Source organism: Methanosarcina sp. (genome assembly GCF_049706645.1).
Classification (GTDB): Archaea; Halobacteriota; Methanosarcinia; order Methanosarcinales; family Methanosarcinaceae; genus Methanosarcina.
Window position 1 is genome coordinate 1 of the sequence record NZ_JBNAKP010000073.1, and the last position, 19,509, is coordinate 19,509.

The following is a 19,509-nucleotide window of genomic DNA, read 5'->3' on the forward strand; positions in this document are numbered from 1 at the left end:
GGAGTAGTTTTGTAACAAAGTTAGAATACAAAGCTCAATGGTTCGGGAAAACGATTCTGAGAATAGGACAGTTTGAGCCTTCTTCAAAACTTTGTAACGTTTGCGGGTATTATAATTCAGATCTAACACTAAAGGATAGAGAATGGACTTGCCCGGAGTGCAAGACTCCACACGATAGGGATATTAATGCTGCAATTAATATCAAAAAGTTCTCTCTCCTTGACCAAAATCTAATAACTATTTGACACCTGCGGAACGCAGGGAAGGGCCTATGGACCTGTTCTCAAAAGAGAGAGGGATGAAGTAGGAAGCCCCACAGCTTTAGCGTGGGGTAGTTCACATAAACCTCTAACTTAAATCCTAATTTAAGTCTTAAATTAGATTTCGAACCTAATCTTAACTTAGATTTTGAACTTAATCTCAACTTATACTTTGAATTTGAATCTTGGCTTAAACCTTGACTAAAATATTGAACTTAAGCTTTTAAATTAAATTCTAATGTAACTTTGAAATTAACTTTTTAACTTAAACTTTCAAATTATATCTACGAGCCAGTAGCCTGCGGGTCAATACATTACTGTTTATTTAATTTAATTTAATTTAATTTAATTTCCCGGCTCATGTCCCTGTAGTATTCGAACAGTTCTTCTCCCCATTTTATTGCTCGTGGTTCTAAACTTATCACATACTGGCGGTCAAATCTTCCGCTTTCGTTAAACAACCCGAGGATCATTATCCTGTTAGCCGAAGCAATAAGAGCAGGAATTTCCACTCCTTTTTTTTCCAGGATGCAAAGGCTTGCGTTTTCCATTTTGAGGAATTCTTTCCCTTCCTCTTTGAAATCTTCTACAAGCCGTAAATATACAGATTCGCTCAGGACAAGGGAAATTTCAATACCTTTTTTTGCGAGGCTGAGAAAAAGAGCCGGAAATTGAGGGTGGAAATAAGAGAAAAACATGTGAATACAGCTTGAATTTAAAAGATATTTTTCAAATTCCGGGTTCAGATCAAAAGTATGGCTGAGGTCCGGTTCTATAAGTCGGTAGTCTCCAAGTTCACTGATTCTTTTTATGAGGTGGGGCGGAATAGCGGCAAGCCTTCGGTCTGCCCAGAACTCTTCATTTTTTTCGAACACTGATAGAGTATCAAGCAGGGGCTGCATTTTCTCTACAACAATTTCCCCTATCGTGCTGAGCCGGTACATTCCTTCTTCATGTATTACCAGATCCTCTTCTTTCAACTTTTTTATCTGCGGGAGAAGAGACGTCCTGGGCACCTGAAGCTTCTCAAGTATCTCTTCAATATCCTTAGGGCCTTCTTTCAGGAGCAGGAGAAAATCTTTTCTCTTTTCTGAAAACAGGATAAGGTCAAGCAAGCCGGGATTCATCTTACAGTCTCCGTCCTGAACTTATAAAAAAGGATTTCGTTCACCGGTTCCGTTTTTATGGTTCGGTTTTTTATATTCCTTAATGAGTTCCAAACTGCTAATAAAGGTGTCGAAATTATTTGAAAACTTCGTCCTGTTTCTTATCAAATTGGGAAAATAGGCATAATTTAGCGAATTTACGGACAGAAGCCCTGATATAACCCTTATTTTTTATCGATTTTACCTGCCTTCGGAATAAATCGCTAAGGACAGTTGACCAGGATGAGTAAATGCGGAATCCGGAAAGAAGTTTGTTTGAGCGCCAGTATTGATCCCGGAACTTATTTGATTGCCAGTACCAGGCTTGAAGTTTGGTTCACTCCCGGTATTAGATTCGAAAGCTTAACTGACTGCTTTTCGGCTTGCTAGGAAACGTTGATATAGATGCTGATGAGAAAAGGGAGAAATCTGGATGAATGGTAAACAGTTCCGAAAAATGACAAATAACTTCCAGAAGCAAGTAATCTTTTTATTATAATTGCATAATTTTTTCGTAATAAAATTATAATAATATGAATAATAATATGAGTGTTTCATAATCGGTAGAATGAGTTTTACACTTGTTAATGTGAGGAAGGGCAATGGAGAAAGAAAAGTTATACAGGTTGAAAGCCGAAGCAAACCAGCTTTCCCCTATTCTCAATATCGGGAAGAACGGGGTAACGGACACTCTGATCGAAGAATTGAATAAGCAGATAAAAGCTAACAGGCTTGTGAAGGTAAGGGTACTGAAAAGCGCTGAAGAAGGGAAAGATTTAAAGGCTATCGCGGAAGAAATTGCAGCCGCCACAAGATCAACCCTGATAGAGGTACGCGGAAGGACTGTGGTGCTGTACAGATAAGAATTCAGGCGCAGGAACTATCATTTTCCTGACTCCGATTTTTAGCGAGCCTTCCGAATATACCCCTATCTTCAATTTCAATAAATATAACTCCCCGCCTTTTAAAATGAAGAATAAGGTTTTTCTGTAGAATTTCTGTTATAGGTTAAGGTCTATATGTATGTAGTTGCTTTAATATAAAATTATTATTTCATTATCCTGGTAAGTTATTTATGCTGCAAAAGCAACTTCGAGTTGCAAAATTATTCGCACACGATTTGAGGACATTTCATTATTTCAGATTAATTCCCCTATGACTTGTATAAAAGTTAATGAATGAATCGAATTATTGTATATGAACCTAAAATTCCATCGGATGTGCACTTAAAGTGCCTGGAAATTCCTTGAAACGGTTGAGTTGGGGTATTTCTCCTTTTGTTTTCAGATACACCAGGGCAGAGCAAACCCCCACCCTCCGGAGAGATTGTTATGCTTGAAGATGAATATCAACTTGAATTTTTCAAAAATAACGGGTTCGTCAGGAAGCAGTGCCAGTCATGCGGCAAGTTTTTCTGGACACGTGACCTTGATCGAAAGACATGCGGAGATGCGCCCTGTGATCCTTATTCCTTTATAGGGAGCCCGGTCTTTTCCAGGGAATTTGATATCTCCCAGATGCGTGAGTATTACCTCTCCTTTTTTGAGGAGAGAGGGCATACAAGAATCGATCGTTATCCTGTAGTTGCCCGCTGGAGGGACGACATTTATCTTACCATTGCATCCATTGCAGACTTCCAGCCTTTCGTAACCTCTGGGCAGGTTCCCCCACCTGCAAATCCCCTCACGATTTCCCAGCCCTGCATTCGCCTGAACGACCTGGACTCGGTAGGCAGGAGCGGACGCCATCTTACAAACTTTGAGATGATGGCACATCATGCCTTCAATAAAAGGGATCACGAGATTTACTGGAAAGAACATACCCTGGAACTCTGCGACGAGCTCCTGAACTCGCTTAAGGTAGACCCCTTTGCCGTAAGTTACAAGGAAGAGCCCTGGTCAGGCGGAGGAAACGCCGGGCCCTGTGTAGAGGTCATAGTGCATGGGCTTGAGCTTGCTACCCTTGTTTTCATGGATCTGAAGACCGACAAAAAAGGCGATATCCTGATCAAGGGCGAGACCTATTCGAAGATGGATAACTATATCGTGGATACGGGATACGGGCTCGAACGTTTTGTCTGGGCTTCAAAGGGTTCCCCTACAATCTATGACGCACTTTTCCCCGGCATAGTGAACGAACTCATGGGGCTTGCAGGGCTTGAGCATGAACTGGATAATTCCGAGTATGCAAACATTCTTGCCCAGAACGCACGGCTTGCAGGGCTTATGGACGTCAGTGAAAAGGCAAACCTTATGGAACTCAGGAAAAAGGTTGCCTCAAGCATCGGAATGACCGTGGATAAACTCTCGGCTATAATGGAACCCGTAGAAAAAGTCTATGGAATTACTGACCATACACGCTGCTTGACCTTCATGCTTGGAGACGGGATTATTCCCTCAAACGTCAAGGCAGGGTACCTTGCCAGGCTTGTTCTCAGGCGGACTTTACGCATGATGGGCGACCTTGACATCCGGATCCCGCTTTCCGACATTGTGGATATGCATATAAAGAATTTGCCGGAATATCCCGAGTTCAGGGAAAATTTCCCGGTTATACAGGACATCCTGGAATCTGAAGAAGAGAAGTTCAATAACACAATGGAAAGAGGCCGCAGAATCATCCAGAAATCGGCATCTCACTTCAAGAAAACCGGGGAAAAGATTCCTCTATCCCAGTTAACTGAACTTTACGATTCCCACGGAATCCCGCCAGAGATGGCAAAAGAGGTTGCAGCCGAAATCGGGGTGGATGTAGAATTCCCTGACAACTTCTATTCCATTATTGGTGAATTGCATAACAGGGCCGAAGAAAAGGAAACCGAAGTGGTTCCGTTTGCAGACCGGATAAAACACCTCCCGAAGACGAAGCGTAGCTTCTATGACGAGCCCACGCGCCTGGAATTCGAAGCTGTTGCGCTGGATGTCTTTGACAACAATATTGTGCTGGATAGCACCTTTTTCTATGCCGAAGGCGGAGGGCAGCCTGCGGATATCGGGACAATCACTGCCGGGTATGCAGTGTACAGGGTGGTGGATGTCCAGGTCTACGACGGCGTAATCGTACATACCGTAGAGAACCCTGATGGGGATCTTGAAATTACCAAAGGTGATATCGTCACCGGTAAAGTGGATGAAAGGCGCAGGATGACCCTTGCCAGGCACCACACGGCAACCCATATAGTAAACGATGCAGCCAGGAAAGTTCTTGGAAAACATATCTGGCAGGCCGGGGCCCAGAAGTTTGAGGATCACTCGAGACTTGACCTCTCGCACTACAAGCACATCTCCCCTGAAGAAATCAGGCAAATCGAACTCCTGGCAAACCGCACGGTTATGGAAAACAAGCGTGTAGTTACGGAATGGATGCCAAGGACTGAAGCCGAGCAGGAATACGGCTTTGGGCTCTATCAGGGCGGAGTGCCTCCAGGAGATCGGATCAGGATTGTAAAGGTCGGAGACGATGTTGAGGCCTGCGCAGGTACGCACTGCGTCAGTACAGGAGTTATCGGCCCGATCAAAATCCTGAAGACCGAAAGAATCCAGGACGGTGTGGAAAGGATCGAGTTTGCAGCAGGCGTTGCAGCCGTACGTGCCATGCAAAAGATAGACTCTCTGCTGACCGATTCCGCAAAGACTCTGAGTGTGCCTCCCGAACAACTTCCGGCAAGTGTTGAGCGTTTCTTCGGGGAATGGAAAGACCTCAAAAAAGAAAACGAAAAACTCAAGGAAGAACTTGCCCGCTCCAGGGTTTACAGGCTGCTTGGAGAGGCTTCTGAGGTTGCAGGCCTCAAGGTTATTGCCGAATTCATTCCCGGGGCTGATTCCCTTGAACTCCAGAAAATCGCCACTGAATTCCTGAAACACGAAAACGTGGTAGCTCTGCTTGCAAGTGACGCCGAAGGAGTTAAGCTCGTAGCGTCTGCCGGGCAAAAGGCCTTAAACTATGGAATCAATGCCGGCAGCCTTGTCCGTGAGATGTCGAGGCTTGTCAGCGGAGGCGGAGGCGGAAAGCCTGCCCTTGCTATGGGCGGTGGAACTGACCCTTCAAGAATTCAGGACGCGCTTGCCAGAGGGCTTGAACTCGTAAAAGAAGCCTGCAAGGAAGTTTGCAGGTAAGTCTGTAGATAATTTTAAGGAAAATATTTGCAGGCAAACCTGAAGCAAGGTCAACAGGTAGGCTTGAAGTACCGGGTTTTTAAACCCCGGCACTTTTTCTTTTATCTTCGTTTTATTCTTTTCAATATTCTTTTCAATATTCTTTTCAATTTTCTGACTAGATCTTTATCTTTTTCAAATTTTCCGTCCAGCCCTTTTTCAGTCGTTAAAGATAACTTCACAAAGGATTGCAGTCCCATCTTTTACAAAGAGGTGTACGGTTTTGTTTCCTTCGAGGCCTTTTTCAACCTCATTCCGGACTTCCCAGTACTCCTCGGGCTTCACGCCTGCTCTGAGCACAACGCTTCCGATATTTCTGCCTTTCAGGAATTTATTGATCTCCTTCGGCTCAAAGGGGCAGGTTTTAAGCACCAGATAATGATTTTTGATCATGGACTGCTTTATCAGGGCATCCGAGGTCAGTAAAAGTCTCTTTTTGTCAACCCTGAAGAGTTCGAAAGTCCCCATAAGAGCCCCTGCCATCTGCAGCATGGATTCCACAAGCTCGGGCAGCAGCCCGGCTGCAACTACCGAGGGCTCAGGTTCATAGGCGCAGAGTTTCATTCTCCCGGTTTCCTTTATCTGCGGGAGCGTCCCCCACTTTGAAACAAGCCCTTCTCCTGCAGGCAGGGCTACGGCCATGCGGTCATGCTGCTTCAGCCCACCGAAATAAAGAGTGAGGCGGTTGAGCTGCCCGTCAAGCGAGATGTATTCTTTTTCGCAGTCAAAAGGAATCCTTTCAGGCGGCATCTGCGGCGGAGCTTCAAAGGCAAAATTCCCGGTCTTTTCCCTATAAGCAGCCAGCACGTTCGGAATCCCCGGCTCAAGGCTTGAGACCTGCCTTTCGTTTTCTTCGGCCGGCCGGAAAGGATCCGAAAATATCACATCAACGGCCGGGATCTGCTCTATGACCTTCGGGTCAAGGGCATCCCCGCAAATGAATTTCACGTTGTCAAGCCCGTACATTGCGCAGTTCTGTTTTGCATACTCGATTTTTTTGGGGTCGATTTCAACTGCATACACAAACTCGCACTGCTGCGCAAAAAAGACAGTCTGTCCCCCTATCCCGCAGCTGATATCAGCAAGCGTTCTGGCTCTCAAACGCTGGGCCCTGTAGCGGGCAATGGGTTCAGGGGTTGCAAAGCGCAGGCTTTCCTTATCCCCATGCAGGGGCCTCTCAAATTGCTTTTTCCGTGCCACGTCGATCAGGAAATAGTAGATAGCTTATGGGATTTAAAGGCACTGAATCGGAAGCCTGTGGAACTTCACAATGCTCACTACGTAAACACTAGCTCGCTTGAGCTGCATATTTTAAAGATTAAGGATGGCTAAAACCACTTTTACTACTACTTTTTTACTACTCGATTTTTATTCAACTTGAGAAATAATTACGACATAATTCTTCCCGTATTTTTCAGCACAGGCGGGACAGGTGATATTATTCCTATATCATATGGAATAACAGGGTTTAGAAACATATAGTATGAGAAGTATAATAAAAATAAGAAAATTGAAATTGTAAATTATTTCGGTATGTTTCCAATCAAGTTTATTTCTAATAACTATCATTGATTCTTCTGTACTAAAATATATTCAGCATATAAAGAAAATTAGTCAAAAAAGAAAAATTAATTAATCATAAAAAATCTTTAAATTTAACTATTTTATAAATTCTACTTGAAATTATGATAATAGCAAATTTCAGCGACCGTTACCATGGACATTATAAGTATCTTAGATTCTCTAAAAAGTTTAGTTGTAGGTTCAATAACCAAATACATATTGTCCATAGTTTCGACTTTGATGGTTAAAGGAATGAAATTTCAATATACTTACCTCTATAAACTCAATAAAATACTTCACAGGTTAAATAATTCCGAAGTTCAGTTTAAATTATTCATACGTTATAATTCTAATGTAAAATTTGACATGTTAACTAATAAAATGAAGGCCGAGTTTAGAAAGTCATATAAAAAATTAAAAGTTTCTAAAAGTTGTCAGGATTACTTTGAATTTCTTGTAGGAGAATTGTTTGAAGTTGATATAGACAAAACAGATGACACAATTGCTATTAAAACAACTTTAATAAATTGTACTATGAAAAACGCACCTACTAGAATACAAAATTTATTAACTATGAGCTCATCCCAAAACCAATTTTATTCTCAAGCATCAGTAAAGTTTCAGAACTATTTTTCATGATATGAAACTCGATTGATTATTCGGAACACGGGATTCAGATAAACAATTTTGAGTTTTGGGATGAGCTCTATATTTGAGGAAGTTGAGAGACATTTGAAGAGTTTATCATATGATACAAAATTTGAAGTTGATAATTTCACACTAAATCTAATCCTTCCTCCGGATTTACACGCACAGGTACTTACTCCAGATGGATTAAAAATTGAAAAGTACAATATAGATGCGAGTTTTAGCAAAAATGATAATAGCGTAGTACTTACGACTAAGCAAATTAATATAAATACTGATCAAAGACACAAACTTGACAAGTTAGTAACCTTTTTCATTTGAATCTATCAAACAACTATTTTTATTTCATTATAATTAATATTACCTGTTTTATATCATATATTATTTACAATATGTATTTAACGTATTATTTTTTATATAAGCACATGACAGGAAGCCTTACCGTCGTGCGTATAGAAAATGTAAAAGATATATTCAAAAAGAAGACTGGTTTTTCTGTAAAAAAAGACTTTTCGCTAGAGAATTATGAGTTTCAGCTTAACAAATTAGGAGAACCATTAACAGAAATATTTTATTGCGACTCCACTCCAGAGTACCATATTTATTTATCAAAATTAAGCACAAATACAATAGAGAGACCTATTTACATATACAAAGACGGCATTGAAGAATACACTCTAGGCTATCAAGAGATTAAAGAATTTAAATTTTTAATTGATACCGATTTTACAACTCTGTATATTTTTGCACCTAAAAGAATAGCAAGACCATTCCAAGCAAGATTAGATAAAGAAGATTATTTACGATGTTCTAAGATTATTTTTGACTTTTCGAGACTGCAAGAATTAAGTAATTTTATAACTGGGTATGGAACTTGGGAAGATTCGGACGGAGTAATAACGAAAACGGGCAAATTTGGTCATGGAATTGAAACTACTATAGAGAATTTTTCAATGATTACTGCTTTTTACATCGATTATTCTTACAAGAATAAGCGAGTTCAACTAATATTAAATGTAGAAGGGCGTATTTCTACAACTAATGAGTTAACGGAAGATGATCTTTTATATCTATACAATGAAATCAAAGACACACTAGTTAAAAAATAAATCTTAAATCTTCCTAATCACTATGCCCAAAATTTCCACCACTTTTTGTTATTCGCCGTAGTTTCAGGCAGAAGCTTATTATTTAATTTACCTTTTTCATTTATCAAACTCTGGATATGTACCGCCTGTTTCTGTGTGACTTCATTAAGCTGTGTAATCTGGTCATCCTTTCTGGTCAGTTGGTCATTCATTAAGTCTACTTGCTTTCTCAGGTCTTCAATTCTTACTTGCATTTGTATTGTCTCTAATTTACCTGGAGTTAATTATTTGCCACATAGCAGTAGAAAATAAGAATCGTTAGTTTGAGATCCCAAACTCTAGTATATCCATTCCTTTTCTTAGGTTTCAATTCTTCTTTATTGTATTTCACTAACAATCACGACATAATTCTTCCCGTATTTTTCAGCACAGGCGGGACAGGTAGTGTACCACATATACCATTTCTTGATTTCCAGACCCTTTCCTTTTGCATAGTTTTCAAAGTCGTTGCACCATTCTGCGGTTTTTTCGAAATCTCCTTCATACGCTTTGCTCAGAAACTTCCCGCTGAGTGTTACGTTTTCGGCGCCGTCCACTTCTTTATCGACAGCCAGATAAAGATCCATATTACTTTCTGAGGTATGGTCCGACAAACAGAGCCAGTCCGGCATTTCCGCCCCGGCACTGGCGACTTTTTCGTTCATCCTCGTTATTACCTCTCCAAAGTTTAGAGGCATGTAAAACTGCGTGGTAACTGAGTCCTTGATGAATTTTTTATTGTTCCATTCAAACACTTTTCCGTCCCAGGGTGTGGGATCAAACCTGGGACAACATTCCTGACTCTGAATTTCGCTGCTCATAATTTTTCACCCTGTTTAATAATAACTTCTGAGGTTATTTTAGGGTTTGGTTTCGGCTTGGCTCCAGCTCGATTCTGGCTTGATTCTCGTTTGATTTTGGTTTTGGGTCTGGTTTTTTGGGGAAACTGCTTCTCGATAAAAACAGAAGCTGCTAAAAAATAGGAAATAATGATCTAGCTCATTAAACTTAGGTTTCTAAAACAAACAAGGAATTCCAGACGAAGTGATCAAAAAGAAGCTTCCGTAGAACCTTCACATACAAGCTGGTATAAGCAGGGGATGGCTTATAATCATATAAATGGAGTTAAAAAGAGTTAGCAAATTATGAATAAAATTGCTTTAACTGAAGAAAAAGAAACTTTGCTTATTCCCCTGTTTGCGAAAGCAAAGGAAAGCAGGAAAAAGCATCCCATACTTATTGATAAAAAAGCGGTTGAGATTGTCAATCACATTGATTACGATTTCAAATCCTTGAAAATTCCTGAGAAGACAAACCTGCTGCTGTGTTTAAGGGCAAAACTCATTGATAATTTTGTTAAAAATTTTCTTTTAGAGCACGGTCAAAGCGTTGCTTTGCATTTAGGCTGCGGGCTTGACAGCCGATATAACAGAATTGGCAATCCTGATGTCGACTGGTACGATGTAGATTTTGAAGAAGTAATTGAGATTCGCAAACATTTTTTTAAAGAAACAGGGAGTTACCATCTTATCTCATCCTCAGTTACGGAAGATAAGTGGTTAGAAAAAATCCCACGGGAGAATAAACAATATCTCGTTATAGCCGAAGGTCTGTTCATGTATCTTAAAGAGGATGAAATCAAATCCCTTATAAGCCGTCTTAAGGAGAGGATTGGCAGTTATACTTTGATTTTCGATGCTTTTAGTGTGCTTATGGCAAAAAAAGTAAAATATCAACCCTCAATAAAGAAAACCGGTGCAAAAGTTTACTGGGGGATTGATAACCCTGAAGACCTCACAGGATGGGGATTGGGAATTCAATTTATCGAAGAACAATATTTTACATCAAATGAAGAAATCAAGAATTTAGATCCCTTTACAAAGTTCATGTTTAAAATTGCAGATTTATTTCCAGTTACTAATAAAGCTCACAGGTTATTGATTTGCAGAGTTAGTTAATTTCTGTTCTAATTCAATTTAATTTAACGTAATAATACTGGAATTTTTGATATTACCGTATTGAATTCTGAATTATGGTTCGATAAATAGACAATCCAGCATTCTGCACCATACCTGGCAGTTTTGTCGTTTAATTTCTTTATTGCCTGGCCAAAACTTATAGTTATAAAAGTGAAAACTTCGTCCCGGATTAACTTTTATTGATTCAGGTTCGGAGTTTTCTGTCCAAGGGGGCGGAGTCAAATTGAGATCTTCTGGAATAGTTTTAAGAGCGATTGTATTAGTATCAGGTTTATAACTTACTTCGCGAGAATCTTTTAGATCAATAACCCTGTAATATTTTTCCTGGTTTTGACAATGGTAAAGTACTAAAGGTCTCCGTAAATTTACAGAAGCTCCAAGAGCAAAAGCAAGTGGTAGAACAATATGTGGGTAAATATGGTAACAGAATCCCTCGTCAGAAAAAGGCTTTCCTATCAATTCCCTATCTATATTTTCCCATTCTCACAAAAGTTCTTTCCAAGAGGAGATCCAATCCCTGGATTGAGAAAAATTTCTGAAGTGGATTTACCAGTTTCGAACTTTTCAAGCTCAAAAAGAGTTAAGAAAATTAGAAAGGGCTTAAACAGCTCAGAAAGAAACGTCTTTCGGGTCAAAATATTCGGGGTCAAAATCTTTGCCCAGCCATAACACAGTGTCTTCATATTCCTCATGTTCGGGGTCTTTCAGGACCTCAAGCATCTCTTCATAGCCCCATATCCCGCCGGTATCTTCAGGGGGAGATGCTCTTTTTCCTGCGGTGCAGATCGGATATTCCATTCCTTCTTTTTTCGGAAGGATTTTTTCAAGCCGGACTTTTACCTCCCAGTTGTCCCCAAAATCGTACGTGTACAGAGCCTCCTTATTTTCCAGAGTGAAATATTCGGAAATTCTGGTTTTATTTTCCGGCACGAAAGGCTCACAAAGATTCTCGTGATCTTCATCTTCTGTCCCGATTCTCTCACGCATCCCGGTTTTCGGGTTTTGCATTTCGAATTCGTGCAAATGGTAGTCTTCCCAGCTCATTACAGCCTGGATAGCCTTATGAAGGTCCAGAAATGTGTAATTTTCCGGCACCTGGATTCGCCGCCAGATCTGAGGAGTAATGCCTTTCGTTGAAAGCTTTAACTGATATATATTTTTAAAAGTACTTTCCATAAGCTCTTCCCCTGAATAAAAATCCGTTATTATCCTCTAATATTTGCTAATATCTGCTAATATCTGTTAATATCTGCTAATACCTACTAATTTCCGGTAAATCCGCTAAATACCTTTCGTATCCTCTATAATCCTCTTATTTCCAATAAAACCAGCGGCGTTTAAATGAATTTCTTTTATGGGAGGAAGTGGGGCTTCTCCTTGATTGCCTCTAAACATTCATCTACGGATATTGCTCGCTAATACAATCCTGATCTACCAGTACATGATTAAAAAGAGTGGTCAAACCTTTTTTGCGAGGTAACCCCTAAAAACTAATTTCTCCTTTTTATCGGGCGATTTATACATAAAAAATGTAACACACTTTAACATGCTGAAACCATATTTATTCAGTAATTCAGTTACCTGGAAGTTATTGTGATAATATATGAATAGGCCTGAGCCGGCATCGGTATACTGCAGGAGGCCATCTTCCGACACCATAACAGTAAAGCTGAAGATGCCGTCCTTTTTCATTATACGGCTAGTTTCTTTAAAGAAAACGTCAAGTTCCTTATAAAAATGGAATATGCCGCACGCGATTGCATTTTCAAATTGCCCATCCTCATAGGGCCATTTTTCGTCTGACAGGTCACATAACCTTAGCTCCGCAGCAAAACCTTTTTCCCTGCAGATCTCTAGCATTTTTTCCGACCCATCAACCCCATATACCTTAAGGCCAGCCTTATGGAACATAAAAGAGCTGAGCCCTGTGCCAATACCGATATCAAGGACAGTATCCCCAGGGGACAAATATTCATAAGCCAGCCCGAAAAGCACTTCATGCCCGTGGTTTTCTACCAGTATGCTCGCATTATCATAGATGCCAGCAGACCTGTCATGCGCTTTAATTACAGCTGATTTCATCACTCATAAACTGGGTTATTATCCAAAATATACTTTCCATATACTGTCAGCTAATTTGTCCTTCAGTTTCTATCCTTTTTTTCGTGGAAGCTACTTTTCAACGCGGAATTGCAGAACATCGAAGAATAAGAAAAAAAAGTTTGAATCCTTGTTTTAGTGGTTTTCCCTGCGAACAGTTTAAATGATTTTAAGTTTGCGGAGATTCAGCTGCGTAGATCCTGAACAAACATGAAATTCTTCGAATAACAGGCACAAATAATGAAAGTACTTGAAAGCATTTTCGTGCTAAAAGTGTTAATTGTTAGAGACTTTGGTCATACAAATTATATGGATGTTTATAAGTTGTATTGTCTGGAGTTCACTACTAAAATGTCAGTACTGGAACTTACGCAGGACTCACGCACATGAACTGAAAAAAAGGTAGCATTAAACCGTTAAATGTCCGGAATATAAATTCCATGGCTTTTAATGTGCTTATTTTATACCTCGAGTAGTAAGTCCTAACGCTGTCGAATTATCAATCTTAAGAGGTAATCTTCCTGTAGATGTAATCTTCCTGTAGATGTGATCTTCCTGTAATACAGTAACTTTGCAGATGCTTCGACGTCCTGCGAGGAAGTTAGAACGGTTGTATTCTTTATAAACAAATGGAGCCAAAAATATGAACAAAAATAATGGAGTAAAGGTAATACCCCGGTTGTTAGGGGTGCTGCTTTGCCTGGTATTAATACAGGCTGCGTGTGCTCAACCGGGAAACTCTGACAAAGAGTTGACTTTTGGAAATGTGACTTGTGGGAACGGAACTTATGAAAATGTAACTGATGGCGGTATAAGTGGTGAAAATTTCACAGTACATACCATAGATCCGACTTATTATTATACATATCTAACAGCGGGAAATAGTGAAAGGTTGACTGTTAATTTCAAGAATGAAGGGAATGAAGCCCTTAATGTAACGCCAAAACTTGCAGATACCGTTTACGCCAGTGGCAACTTTGACGAAAGCTGGATCACTATCTGCCCAGCAAACGCAACAGTAGAATCAGGTGCGGTACAGCAATTTACTGTTGAAGTAAAAATCCCCAGAGATGCAGAAAGCGTATCCTATCTAAAAGTTATAGCCTTCACAGATGATCTTCTGCCAGACTACGCAGGATATGTCAATTCAATGAATCTTGATATCTCAGTCCAGGCCATTCCCGAACTTGAAGTTCAGACAACTTCTCTCTCTGATACCGTTGAAGCAGGAAAAGAATATGAGTACAGCATAAAACTCCGAAATATAGCAGACAGAGATATCACCATTGACCCTGAAACTGCCAGCTATGATTATGACGGTTCATATAATACACTTGCTCTCAGCGATGATGCAATAGTCATCTCTGCCCCTTCAGTTCTAAAAGCAGGTGAAATCACTTCTATGACCATTAAGGGATCTGTTCCGAAAAATGCGACCGGATCGTACAATGGGTACATCGACATGAATGTTGATGGAAAAGCTAATGATGGGTCTAACCCGCAAATCGGTCTGTACTTCACGGCTGTGCAGCGTCCCACAGTTCCTTACGTGAAAACCTTCAACACCAATAGTAATGACCCAATAACGATTGAAGTTTCAGCTGATTACTACGACCAGACTATGGGACTGCGTACTTCACCTGAAATAAAAGAACCATCTTTTAATGTGAACCTGAAATCCAATTCTAACCCTGTTAAGATGTCTCTTACAAAAACAACCCAGAGCACTAATGTCAATACAGGGGGATACTATTTCCCTGCCTGGTCAATGGATAATAACACAATTTATCAAAATTGCGGCATTCACTATGTAGAGACTTATACAGTTAAGGGAGAACCTGGAAAGTGGGAACTCTCAATCATGCCTGAAAATGCGGAATCTTTTGGATATTCGATAACTGTCGGAGAATCAAAATAAAAACCTGAATTAAATTTTAAAGAAGAGTACAGTTAAGTGAAAAATTTATGAAAAAGTAATAGGGCTTGAATAGTAATGTTTATTCAGTTATTCAAAAGTTCTGTTATATATTCGTAATTTTTTCATTCTTTTTATATTTTCCCTGAAACAATTTCAATACTTCACTAATTTTTACATTCCTATAAACGACGTTTTCCGATGTTTATATATCCGTCAATAATGCCGTTTCAATCCTTGTTTTAGTGGATCTTGCTCGCGAATACGGTTATATTGTCACAATTATTAGCGAGTGTATGACGTTTCAATCCTTGTTTTAGTGGATCTTGCTCGCGAATGTCAAATAGCCAGAGGCAACAACCTAAACCAATGGTGTTTCAATCCTTGTTTTAGTGGAAGCTACTTTTCAACGGTCAAACTCTCGTACTTCCTACAGAAAATAATACGTTTCAATCCTTATTTTAGTGGAAGCTACTTTTCAACGATCATAGTCAGTCCGGTAGTGATAGTTTCCTTCCGTTTCAATCCTTGTTTTCGTGGAAGCTAATTTTCAACCGGTCAACTGGTTCTTCAATGACGGTACTGCCAACAGGTTTCAATCCTTGTTTTGCTGGAAGCTGTTTTGCAACATTAAAAACTCATTGAATATTTTACAGGGACTTCTGTTTCAATCCTTGTTTTCGTGGAAGCTACTTCTTGACGGAACTTACCAGGTAGAGCTAATAGTTGCCAATTCAAAGTTTCAATCCTTGTTTTCGTGGAAGCTACTTTTCAACGACTGTTGTTCTTAAAACAGACTCGAGCTATAGCGGGTTTCAATCCTTGTTTTCGTGGAAGCTACTTTTCAACCCCGAGAGGCATTGCACAGAAAGAGCCAAGAATGGATGGTTTCAATCCTTGTTTTCGTGGAAGCTACTTTTCAACTGGATAATGGCATCATCCATGGAAAAGCCATTGACGAGTTTCAATCCTTGTTTTCGTGGAAGCTACTTTTCAACGAAAGAGGAGGAAGAAGAAAATGTTCGAAAATAAACCTGTTTCAATCCTTGTTTTCGTGGAAGCTACTTTTCAACTCGAAATTGCAGGCAGAGACATAGGGGATTGTATGAGAAGTTTCAATCCTTGTTTTCGTGGAAGCTACTTTTCAACTTGAGGCTAACACAATTGTGAACAAAATAGGAGTGGAGTTTCAATCCTTGTTTTAGTGGAAGCTACTTTTCAACTCCATTCCTCGATCTGTTTTATAGTCCAATACAGATCGTTTCAATCCTTGTTTTAGTGGAAGCTACTTTTCAACAGGGTCGTTTTCCCTTATTTTCAGCAAATTCTCAGGAAATTTTGGACCTTAAAACCAATATCAACCAGCTTATTTTTTGGTTGAACTGTATAATATTTGAAATTTACCTGTTTTTGTTTTGGTTAACAAAATTTGCTGGTCGACAAATAGCTATAGAGTATATAAGGAGCAGCAAGTTATAAACTTTTTCATTTTTACCTGCCCGATATTGATCTCATTTTTTTAGCAATGAACAACTAAGGTCATTATAAAGAATTTCTTGGAAAAGTGGGGGTGAGCAGCAAGTCTTAAATTTTATGCAAATGTTGCACTCTTCCGATACAATGCGATTTTAGCTTTTCATGTCGAGAAGAAAAAGTGAGAATTCTTTTAGAATAATTCAAAACAGTATTTTGTAATGTTGCTATTGATGTTGTTTTTCTGTAAATTAGTCTACAAAGTTGAGAAAAAGCGTGATTCCTGGGGAAAACGGGGATTCAAACTTCCAGAATTCGGCTTTTGGCCGAATTGGACTCAATAATTATTTTCAACCCAGAACAAACAGCAGAAACCAGAACATTTAAAAAGCTTACTTATTCATTTTTCTCAAGATTTATTTCCGCAATTATGGGCTGCATGTTAAGATACATTGGAATGAATTCCCGGTTTTTATATTCCTCTACGAGTTTGAATTCATTTTTTTGATAGAAGCCGATCGAATCTTTTTTCGAGTCAACAAGAATGTATCTGCATCCTATGCTTTCGCAAATTGATAACGTTATACCTATGGCTGCCAGCAGCAGGTATGTGCCTATTCCCCTTCTTTCGAATCTGGAATCTACTGCCAACCTTGCAATTTTGACTCCTGGATATTTGCGATATTCGTAGTACTTAAGCCCATCCGTCACGGACTTAGCTTCAATCGTATCTGCAACAAGAGTATGAAGTTCAGAATCTGGAATTATGTAATCCAAGCTTAAAACATGTTTTTCTCATGTATTTTCTTTGCACGCTTGAACATTCCTACCAGTTTCTTTGAAACGACAGGATTTTTTTCGTTCCTGAAGAACTCCTTTGCATCTTCTCCTTCAAGAACAAGTCCTAATTCAATTGGTTTTGCCATTTTGAATACCTTCTTTCCTATGATTCAGTATCTATGCTAGAGTTATATATTTTTATTGGAGGCTTCAAAGTTATCAGCTTCAGCACTCTCTAAAATGAAGTCAGAACCTTTTTAGTGGATCTTGCTCTCGAATTCATTTATTGTAAGCTCAATATCTCTTGAAGGATCAGTTTCGATCCTTGTTTTGTGGATCTTGCTCTCGAATCAGTTTTGTTCACCGCCCCTTTGTCTCTCTTCCCTTCTGGGGCGGTGGTTCTTCTCAGAACTCTTGGACACCCCTACCTATGTAAAACAGGTCCTGGAGCTAGTACCGCGAAAATTTAATTCTGGAACATAATTTGGATAGATTCGCATCAAAAAGGGTTTGGAGCTTATTAATGTGATTGACAATTAAATTTTCATGATACTAGCCAGTTCTGTACCTAGCCAGCTGCAGACCTGACCTCCTTCACGTTGTCTTTCTGATCCGGTACAATTAGGTATATATCTTATGTATACTTCATATATACATGAGGCATATGTGATGGTTCAAGCAGTAATCAATATTGATGAAAAAACAAATCGGGTTCTCAATATCATCAAAGCTAAATATGGTTTGAAAGACAAAAGTGCCGCTATTATGCAGATGGCAGCAGAATATGAAAAAGAACTTCTGGAACCTGAGCTCAGACCTGAATTTATTGAAAAAGCCCAGGAAATCATGAAACAAGAGCCCATAGATGTGGGAACAGTTGAGAACTGGAAAAAAATGCTTAACTGTTGACCTGATATGTACCGCCTACAAGTAAGACCCGAAGTTCAAAAAGTTGTCGAGAAGCTGGCAAAAAAAGACAAAAAGCAAGTTGAAATCATATTTAGCAAGGTTGATGAGATCCTTCAGGATCCTCATAGATACAAAAATTTAAGGTCTCCTCTCAATCAATGGAAAAGAGTACATATTGACTCTCACTTTGTCTTGCTTTTTTCTGTGGATGAAAAGGAAAAAACTGTAATTCTTGAATATTATGGCCATCACGATGATGTCTACTGATGTTTTTTAGTGGGTCTTGCTCACGAATCCTGTTTTTCTTCCCCGTCTACTGTTTCTCCATCTAGTTTCAATCCTTGTTTTAGTGGATCTTGCTCGCGAATGACTCTATATAAAATAATGCAGGGTTTGGATACCCGTTGTTTCAATCCTTGTTTTAGTGGATCTTGCTCGCGAATCCTGCCCCATCGTTAAGCCTTTCTCGCCCAACAGTGGTTTCAATCCTTGTTTTAGTGGATCTTGCTCGCGAATCTTCTGGCAGGTTCCTGTTACCGGTCTTGATTTTCTGTTTCAATCCTTGTTTTAGTGGATCTTGCTCGCGAATAGTTGCAAAGTTTGCAAAAGATCACCCGGACCTCGGTTTCAATCCTTGTTTTAGTGGATCTTGCTCGCGAATTTTTTTTCGTTTTTTTTTTGAAAAAACTTAATACCGTTTCAATCCTTGTTTTAGTGGATCTTGCTCGCGAATAGCACCTCATTATTGTCAGCGGCTCTGCCGTGTTGTAGTTTCAATCCTTGTTTTAGTGGATCTTGCTCGCGAATGCCGTTTTCACATTCCAGTGTATCATTCGCTTCTGGTTTCAATCCTTGTTTTAGTGGATCTTGCTCGCGAATCGTTTTACAATGGGTCGTTTCGTGGTTTGCGAGTATGTTTCAATCCTTGTTTTAGTGGATCTTGCTCGCGAATACGAGCTGGAGAGCTGTCAACGCAATACTTGTCAGTTTCAATCCTTGTTTTAGTGGATCTTGCTCGCGAATCTTTCCATAGCGCCCTGTTATCGAACTGATCGCCGGTTTCAATCCTTGTTTTAGTGGATCTTGCTCGCGAATCCCGGGACTTGCAAATGCTGTCCGGAAAATGGAGAAAAGTTTCAATCCTTGTTTTAGTGGATCTTGCTCGCGAATTGGGGTATATGCCGAAGGTATTGCCGAGTTAATCCGTAGTTTCAATCCTTGTTTTAGTGGATCTTGCTCGCGAATCTTCCATGAGCAGGCCACGGATACTGACAGAGGGTGGTTTCAATCCTTGTTTTAGTGGATCTTGCTCGCGAATGGAATGTTTATCGCGGGATAGACGGATCATTAATTGGTGTTTCAATCCTTGTTTTAGTGGATCTTGCTCGCGAATTAAATTCGTCTTTCATCTCTTCAGATACGAATTTTCCGTTTCAATCCTTGTTTTAGTGGATCT

Annotated in this window: 17 protein-coding genes and 2 CRISPR repeat arrays; of the genes, 9 read left to right on the top strand and 8 right to left on the bottom strand. The window is 39.7% G+C overall.

Annotation, left to right across the window (positions count from 1 at the left end):
• Positions 1–245 (top strand): zinc ribbon domain-containing protein (locus tag ACPK8D_RS16830; protein WP_424719009.1); only part of this gene is annotated, 245 nt, incomplete at its 5' end.
• 350 nt (positions 246–595) lie between these two features.
• On the opposite strand, the gene ACPK8D_RS16835 is transcribed toward ACPK8D_RS16830, so the two are convergent.
• Positions 596–1,387 carry a helix-turn-helix transcriptional regulator gene (locus ACPK8D_RS16835; RefSeq protein WP_424719010.1) on the bottom strand — a complete coding sequence of 264 codons (792 nt, stop codon included), beginning with the start codon at positions 1,385–1,387 and terminating at the stop codon, positions 596–598.
• 620 nt (positions 1,388–2,007) lie between these two features.
• Here ACPK8D_RS16835 and ACPK8D_RS16840 point away from each other — a divergent pair.
• Complete coding sequence (locus ACPK8D_RS16840; RefSeq protein WP_424719011.1) at positions 2,008–2,268, top strand: YhbY family RNA-binding protein; 261 nt, start codon at positions 2,008–2,010, stop codon at positions 2,266–2,268.
• Positions 2,269–2,736: 468 nt separating this feature from the next.
• On the top strand, positions 2,737–5,520 hold the full coding sequence (alaS, locus tag ACPK8D_RS16845; protein WP_424719012.1) for an alanine--tRNA ligase: 2,784 nt from the start codon (positions 2,737–2,739) through the stop codon (positions 5,518–5,520).
• Between the two features lie 198 nt (positions 5,521–5,718).
• Here alaS and ACPK8D_RS16850 read toward each other — a convergent pair whose 3' ends face one another.
• Together ACPK8D_RS16850 and ACPK8D_RS16855 are read right to left on the bottom strand one after the other, a co-directional pair.
• The gene (locus ACPK8D_RS16850) at positions 5,719–6,759 is read right to left on the bottom strand and encodes a class I SAM-dependent methyltransferase (RefSeq protein ID WP_424719013.1); all 1,041 of its coding nucleotides are present in this window, start codon (positions 6,757–6,759) and stop codon (positions 5,719–5,721) included.
• Positions 6,760–6,927: 168 nt separating this feature from the next.
• The gene (locus ACPK8D_RS16855; protein WP_424719025.1) at positions 6,928–6,996 is read right to left on the bottom strand and encodes a hydrolase; all 69 of its coding nucleotides are present in this window, start codon (positions 6,994–6,996) and stop codon (positions 6,928–6,930) included.
• Between the two features lie 279 nt (positions 6,997–7,275).
• On the opposite strand from ACPK8D_RS16855, the gene ACPK8D_RS16860 reads away from it, so the two are divergent.
• Complete coding sequence (locus ACPK8D_RS16860; protein ID WP_424719014.1) at positions 7,276–7,761, top strand: hypothetical protein; 486 nt, start codon at positions 7,276–7,278, stop codon at positions 7,759–7,761.
• A gap of 434 nt (positions 7,762–8,195) precedes the next feature.
• The gene (locus ACPK8D_RS16865; RefSeq protein WP_424719015.1) at positions 8,196–8,879 is read left to right on the top strand and encodes a hypothetical protein; all 684 of its coding nucleotides are present in this window, start codon (positions 8,196–8,198) and stop codon (positions 8,877–8,879) included.
• 356 nt (positions 8,880–9,235) lie between these two features.
• Here ACPK8D_RS16865 and ACPK8D_RS16870 read toward each other — a convergent pair whose 3' ends face one another.
• On the bottom strand, positions 9,236–9,718 hold the full coding sequence (locus tag ACPK8D_RS16870; RefSeq protein ID WP_424719016.1) for a hydrolase: 483 nt from the start codon (positions 9,716–9,718) through the stop codon (positions 9,236–9,238).
• Between the two features lie 324 nt (positions 9,719–10,042).
• Between ACPK8D_RS16870 and ACPK8D_RS16875 the strand changes: the two genes are divergently transcribed.
• Positions 10,043–10,855: a class I SAM-dependent methyltransferase gene (locus ACPK8D_RS16875; protein WP_424719017.1), complete on the top strand. Its 813-nt coding sequence runs from the start codon at positions 10,043–10,045 to the stop codon at positions 10,853–10,855.
• A 630-nt stretch (positions 10,856–11,485) separates the two neighbouring features.
• On the opposite strand, the gene ACPK8D_RS16880 is transcribed toward ACPK8D_RS16875, so the two are convergent.
• The gene (locus tag ACPK8D_RS16880) at positions 11,486–12,052 is read right to left on the bottom strand and encodes a plasmid pRiA4b ORF-3 family protein (protein WP_424719018.1); all 567 of its coding nucleotides are present in this window, start codon (positions 12,050–12,052) and stop codon (positions 11,486–11,488) included.
• A 282-nt stretch (positions 12,053–12,334) separates the two neighbouring features.
• Entirely contained in the window at positions 12,335–12,958 is a 624-nt protein-coding gene (locus tag ACPK8D_RS16885; protein ID WP_424719019.1) for a class I SAM-dependent methyltransferase, read from the bottom strand.
• Positions 12,959–13,619: 661 nt separating this feature from the next.
• On the opposite strand from ACPK8D_RS16885, the gene ACPK8D_RS16890 reads away from it, so the two are divergent.
• Complete coding sequence (locus ACPK8D_RS16890; RefSeq protein ID WP_424719020.1) at positions 13,620–14,894, top strand: hypothetical protein; 1,275 nt, start codon at positions 13,620–13,622, stop codon at positions 14,892–14,894.
• 371 nt (positions 14,895–15,265) lie between these two features.
• Positions 15,266–16,188: a CRISPR direct-repeat array (repeat unit 37 nt; unit sequence GTTTCAATCCTTGTTTTCGTGGAAGCTACTTTTCAAC).
• A gap of 572 nt (positions 16,189–16,760) precedes the next feature.
• Here the strand turns inward: ACPK8D_RS16890 and ACPK8D_RS16895 are convergent.
• Both ACPK8D_RS16895 and ACPK8D_RS16900 read right to left on the bottom strand, forming a co-directional pair.
• Positions 16,761–17,141 carry a GNAT family N-acetyltransferase gene (locus ACPK8D_RS16895; protein WP_424719021.1) on the bottom strand — a complete coding sequence of 127 codons (381 nt, stop codon included), beginning with the start codon at positions 17,139–17,141 and terminating at the stop codon, positions 16,761–16,763.
• 2 nt (positions 17,142–17,143) lie between these two features.
• On the bottom strand, positions 17,144–17,290 hold the full coding sequence (locus tag ACPK8D_RS16900; RefSeq protein WP_424719022.1) for a hypothetical protein: 147 nt from the start codon (positions 17,288–17,290) through the stop codon (positions 17,144–17,146).
• A gap of 523 nt (positions 17,291–17,813) precedes the next feature.
• On the opposite strand from ACPK8D_RS16900, the gene ACPK8D_RS16905 reads away from it, so the two are divergent.
• Together ACPK8D_RS16905 and ACPK8D_RS16910 are read left to right on the top strand one after the other, a co-directional pair.
• Complete coding sequence (locus ACPK8D_RS16905; RefSeq protein WP_424719023.1) at positions 17,814–18,053, top strand: DUF2683 family protein; 240 nt, start codon at positions 17,814–17,816, stop codon at positions 18,051–18,053.
• A gap of 6 nt (positions 18,054–18,059) precedes the next feature.
• The gene (locus ACPK8D_RS16910; protein WP_424719024.1) at positions 18,060–18,320 is read left to right on the top strand and encodes a type II toxin-antitoxin system RelE family toxin; all 261 of its coding nucleotides are present in this window, start codon (positions 18,060–18,062) and stop codon (positions 18,318–18,320) included.
• A 64-nt stretch (positions 18,321–18,384) separates the two neighbouring features.
• Positions 18,385–19,446: direct repeats of the CRISPR family, unit length 37 nt; unit sequence GTTTCAATCCTTGTTTTAGTGGATCTTGCTCGCGAAT.
• Positions 19,447–19,509: the final 63 nt, after the last annotated feature.

What these genes read in the sequence shown, in the direction of transcription:
- ACPK8D_RS16835 (WP_424719010.1), bottom strand. Translation starts at nt 1,387, where the DNA reads ATGAATCCCGGCTTGCTTGACCTTATCCTGTTTTCAGAAAAGAGAAAA.
- ACPK8D_RS16840 (WP_424719011.1), top strand. Translation starts at nt 2,008, where the DNA reads ATGGAGAAAGAAAAGTTATACAGGTTGAAAGCCGAAGCAAACCAGCTT.
- alaS (WP_424719012.1), top strand. Translation starts at nt 2,737, where the DNA reads ATGCTTGAAGATGAATATCAACTTGAATTTTTCAAAAATAACGGGTTC.
- ACPK8D_RS16860 (WP_424719014.1), top strand. Translation starts at nt 7,276, where the DNA reads ATGGACATTATAAGTATCTTAGATTCTCTAAAAAGTTTAGTTGTAGGT.
- ACPK8D_RS16865 (WP_424719015.1), top strand. Translation starts at nt 8,196, where the DNA reads ATGACAGGAAGCCTTACCGTCGTGCGTATAGAAAATGTAAAAGATATA.
- ACPK8D_RS16870 (WP_424719016.1), bottom strand. Translation starts at nt 9,718, where the DNA reads ATGAGCAGCGAAATTCAGAGTCAGGAATGTTGTCCCAGGTTTGATCCC.
- ACPK8D_RS16875 (WP_424719017.1), top strand. Translation starts at nt 10,043, where the DNA reads ATGAATAAAATTGCTTTAACTGAAGAAAAAGAAACTTTGCTTATTCCC.
- ACPK8D_RS16880 (WP_424719018.1), bottom strand. Translation starts at nt 12,052, where the DNA reads ATGGAAAGTACTTTTAAAAATATATATCAGTTAAAGCTTTCAACGAAA.
- ACPK8D_RS16885 (WP_424719019.1), bottom strand. Translation starts at nt 12,958, where the DNA reads ATGAAATCAGCTGTAATTAAAGCGCATGACAGGTCTGCTGGCATCTAT.
- ACPK8D_RS16890 (WP_424719020.1), top strand. Translation starts at nt 13,620, where the DNA reads ATGAACAAAAATAATGGAGTAAAGGTAATACCCCGGTTGTTAGGGGTG.
- ACPK8D_RS16900 (WP_424719022.1), bottom strand. Translation starts at nt 17,290, where the DNA reads ATGGCAAAACCAATTGAATTAGGACTTGTTCTTGAAGGAGAAGATGCA.
- ACPK8D_RS16905 (WP_424719023.1), top strand. Translation starts at nt 17,814, where the DNA reads ATGGTTCAAGCAGTAATCAATATTGATGAAAAAACAAATCGGGTTCTC.
- ACPK8D_RS16910 (WP_424719024.1), top strand. Translation starts at nt 18,060, where the DNA reads ATGTACCGCCTACAAGTAAGACCCGAAGTTCAAAAAGTTGTCGAGAAG.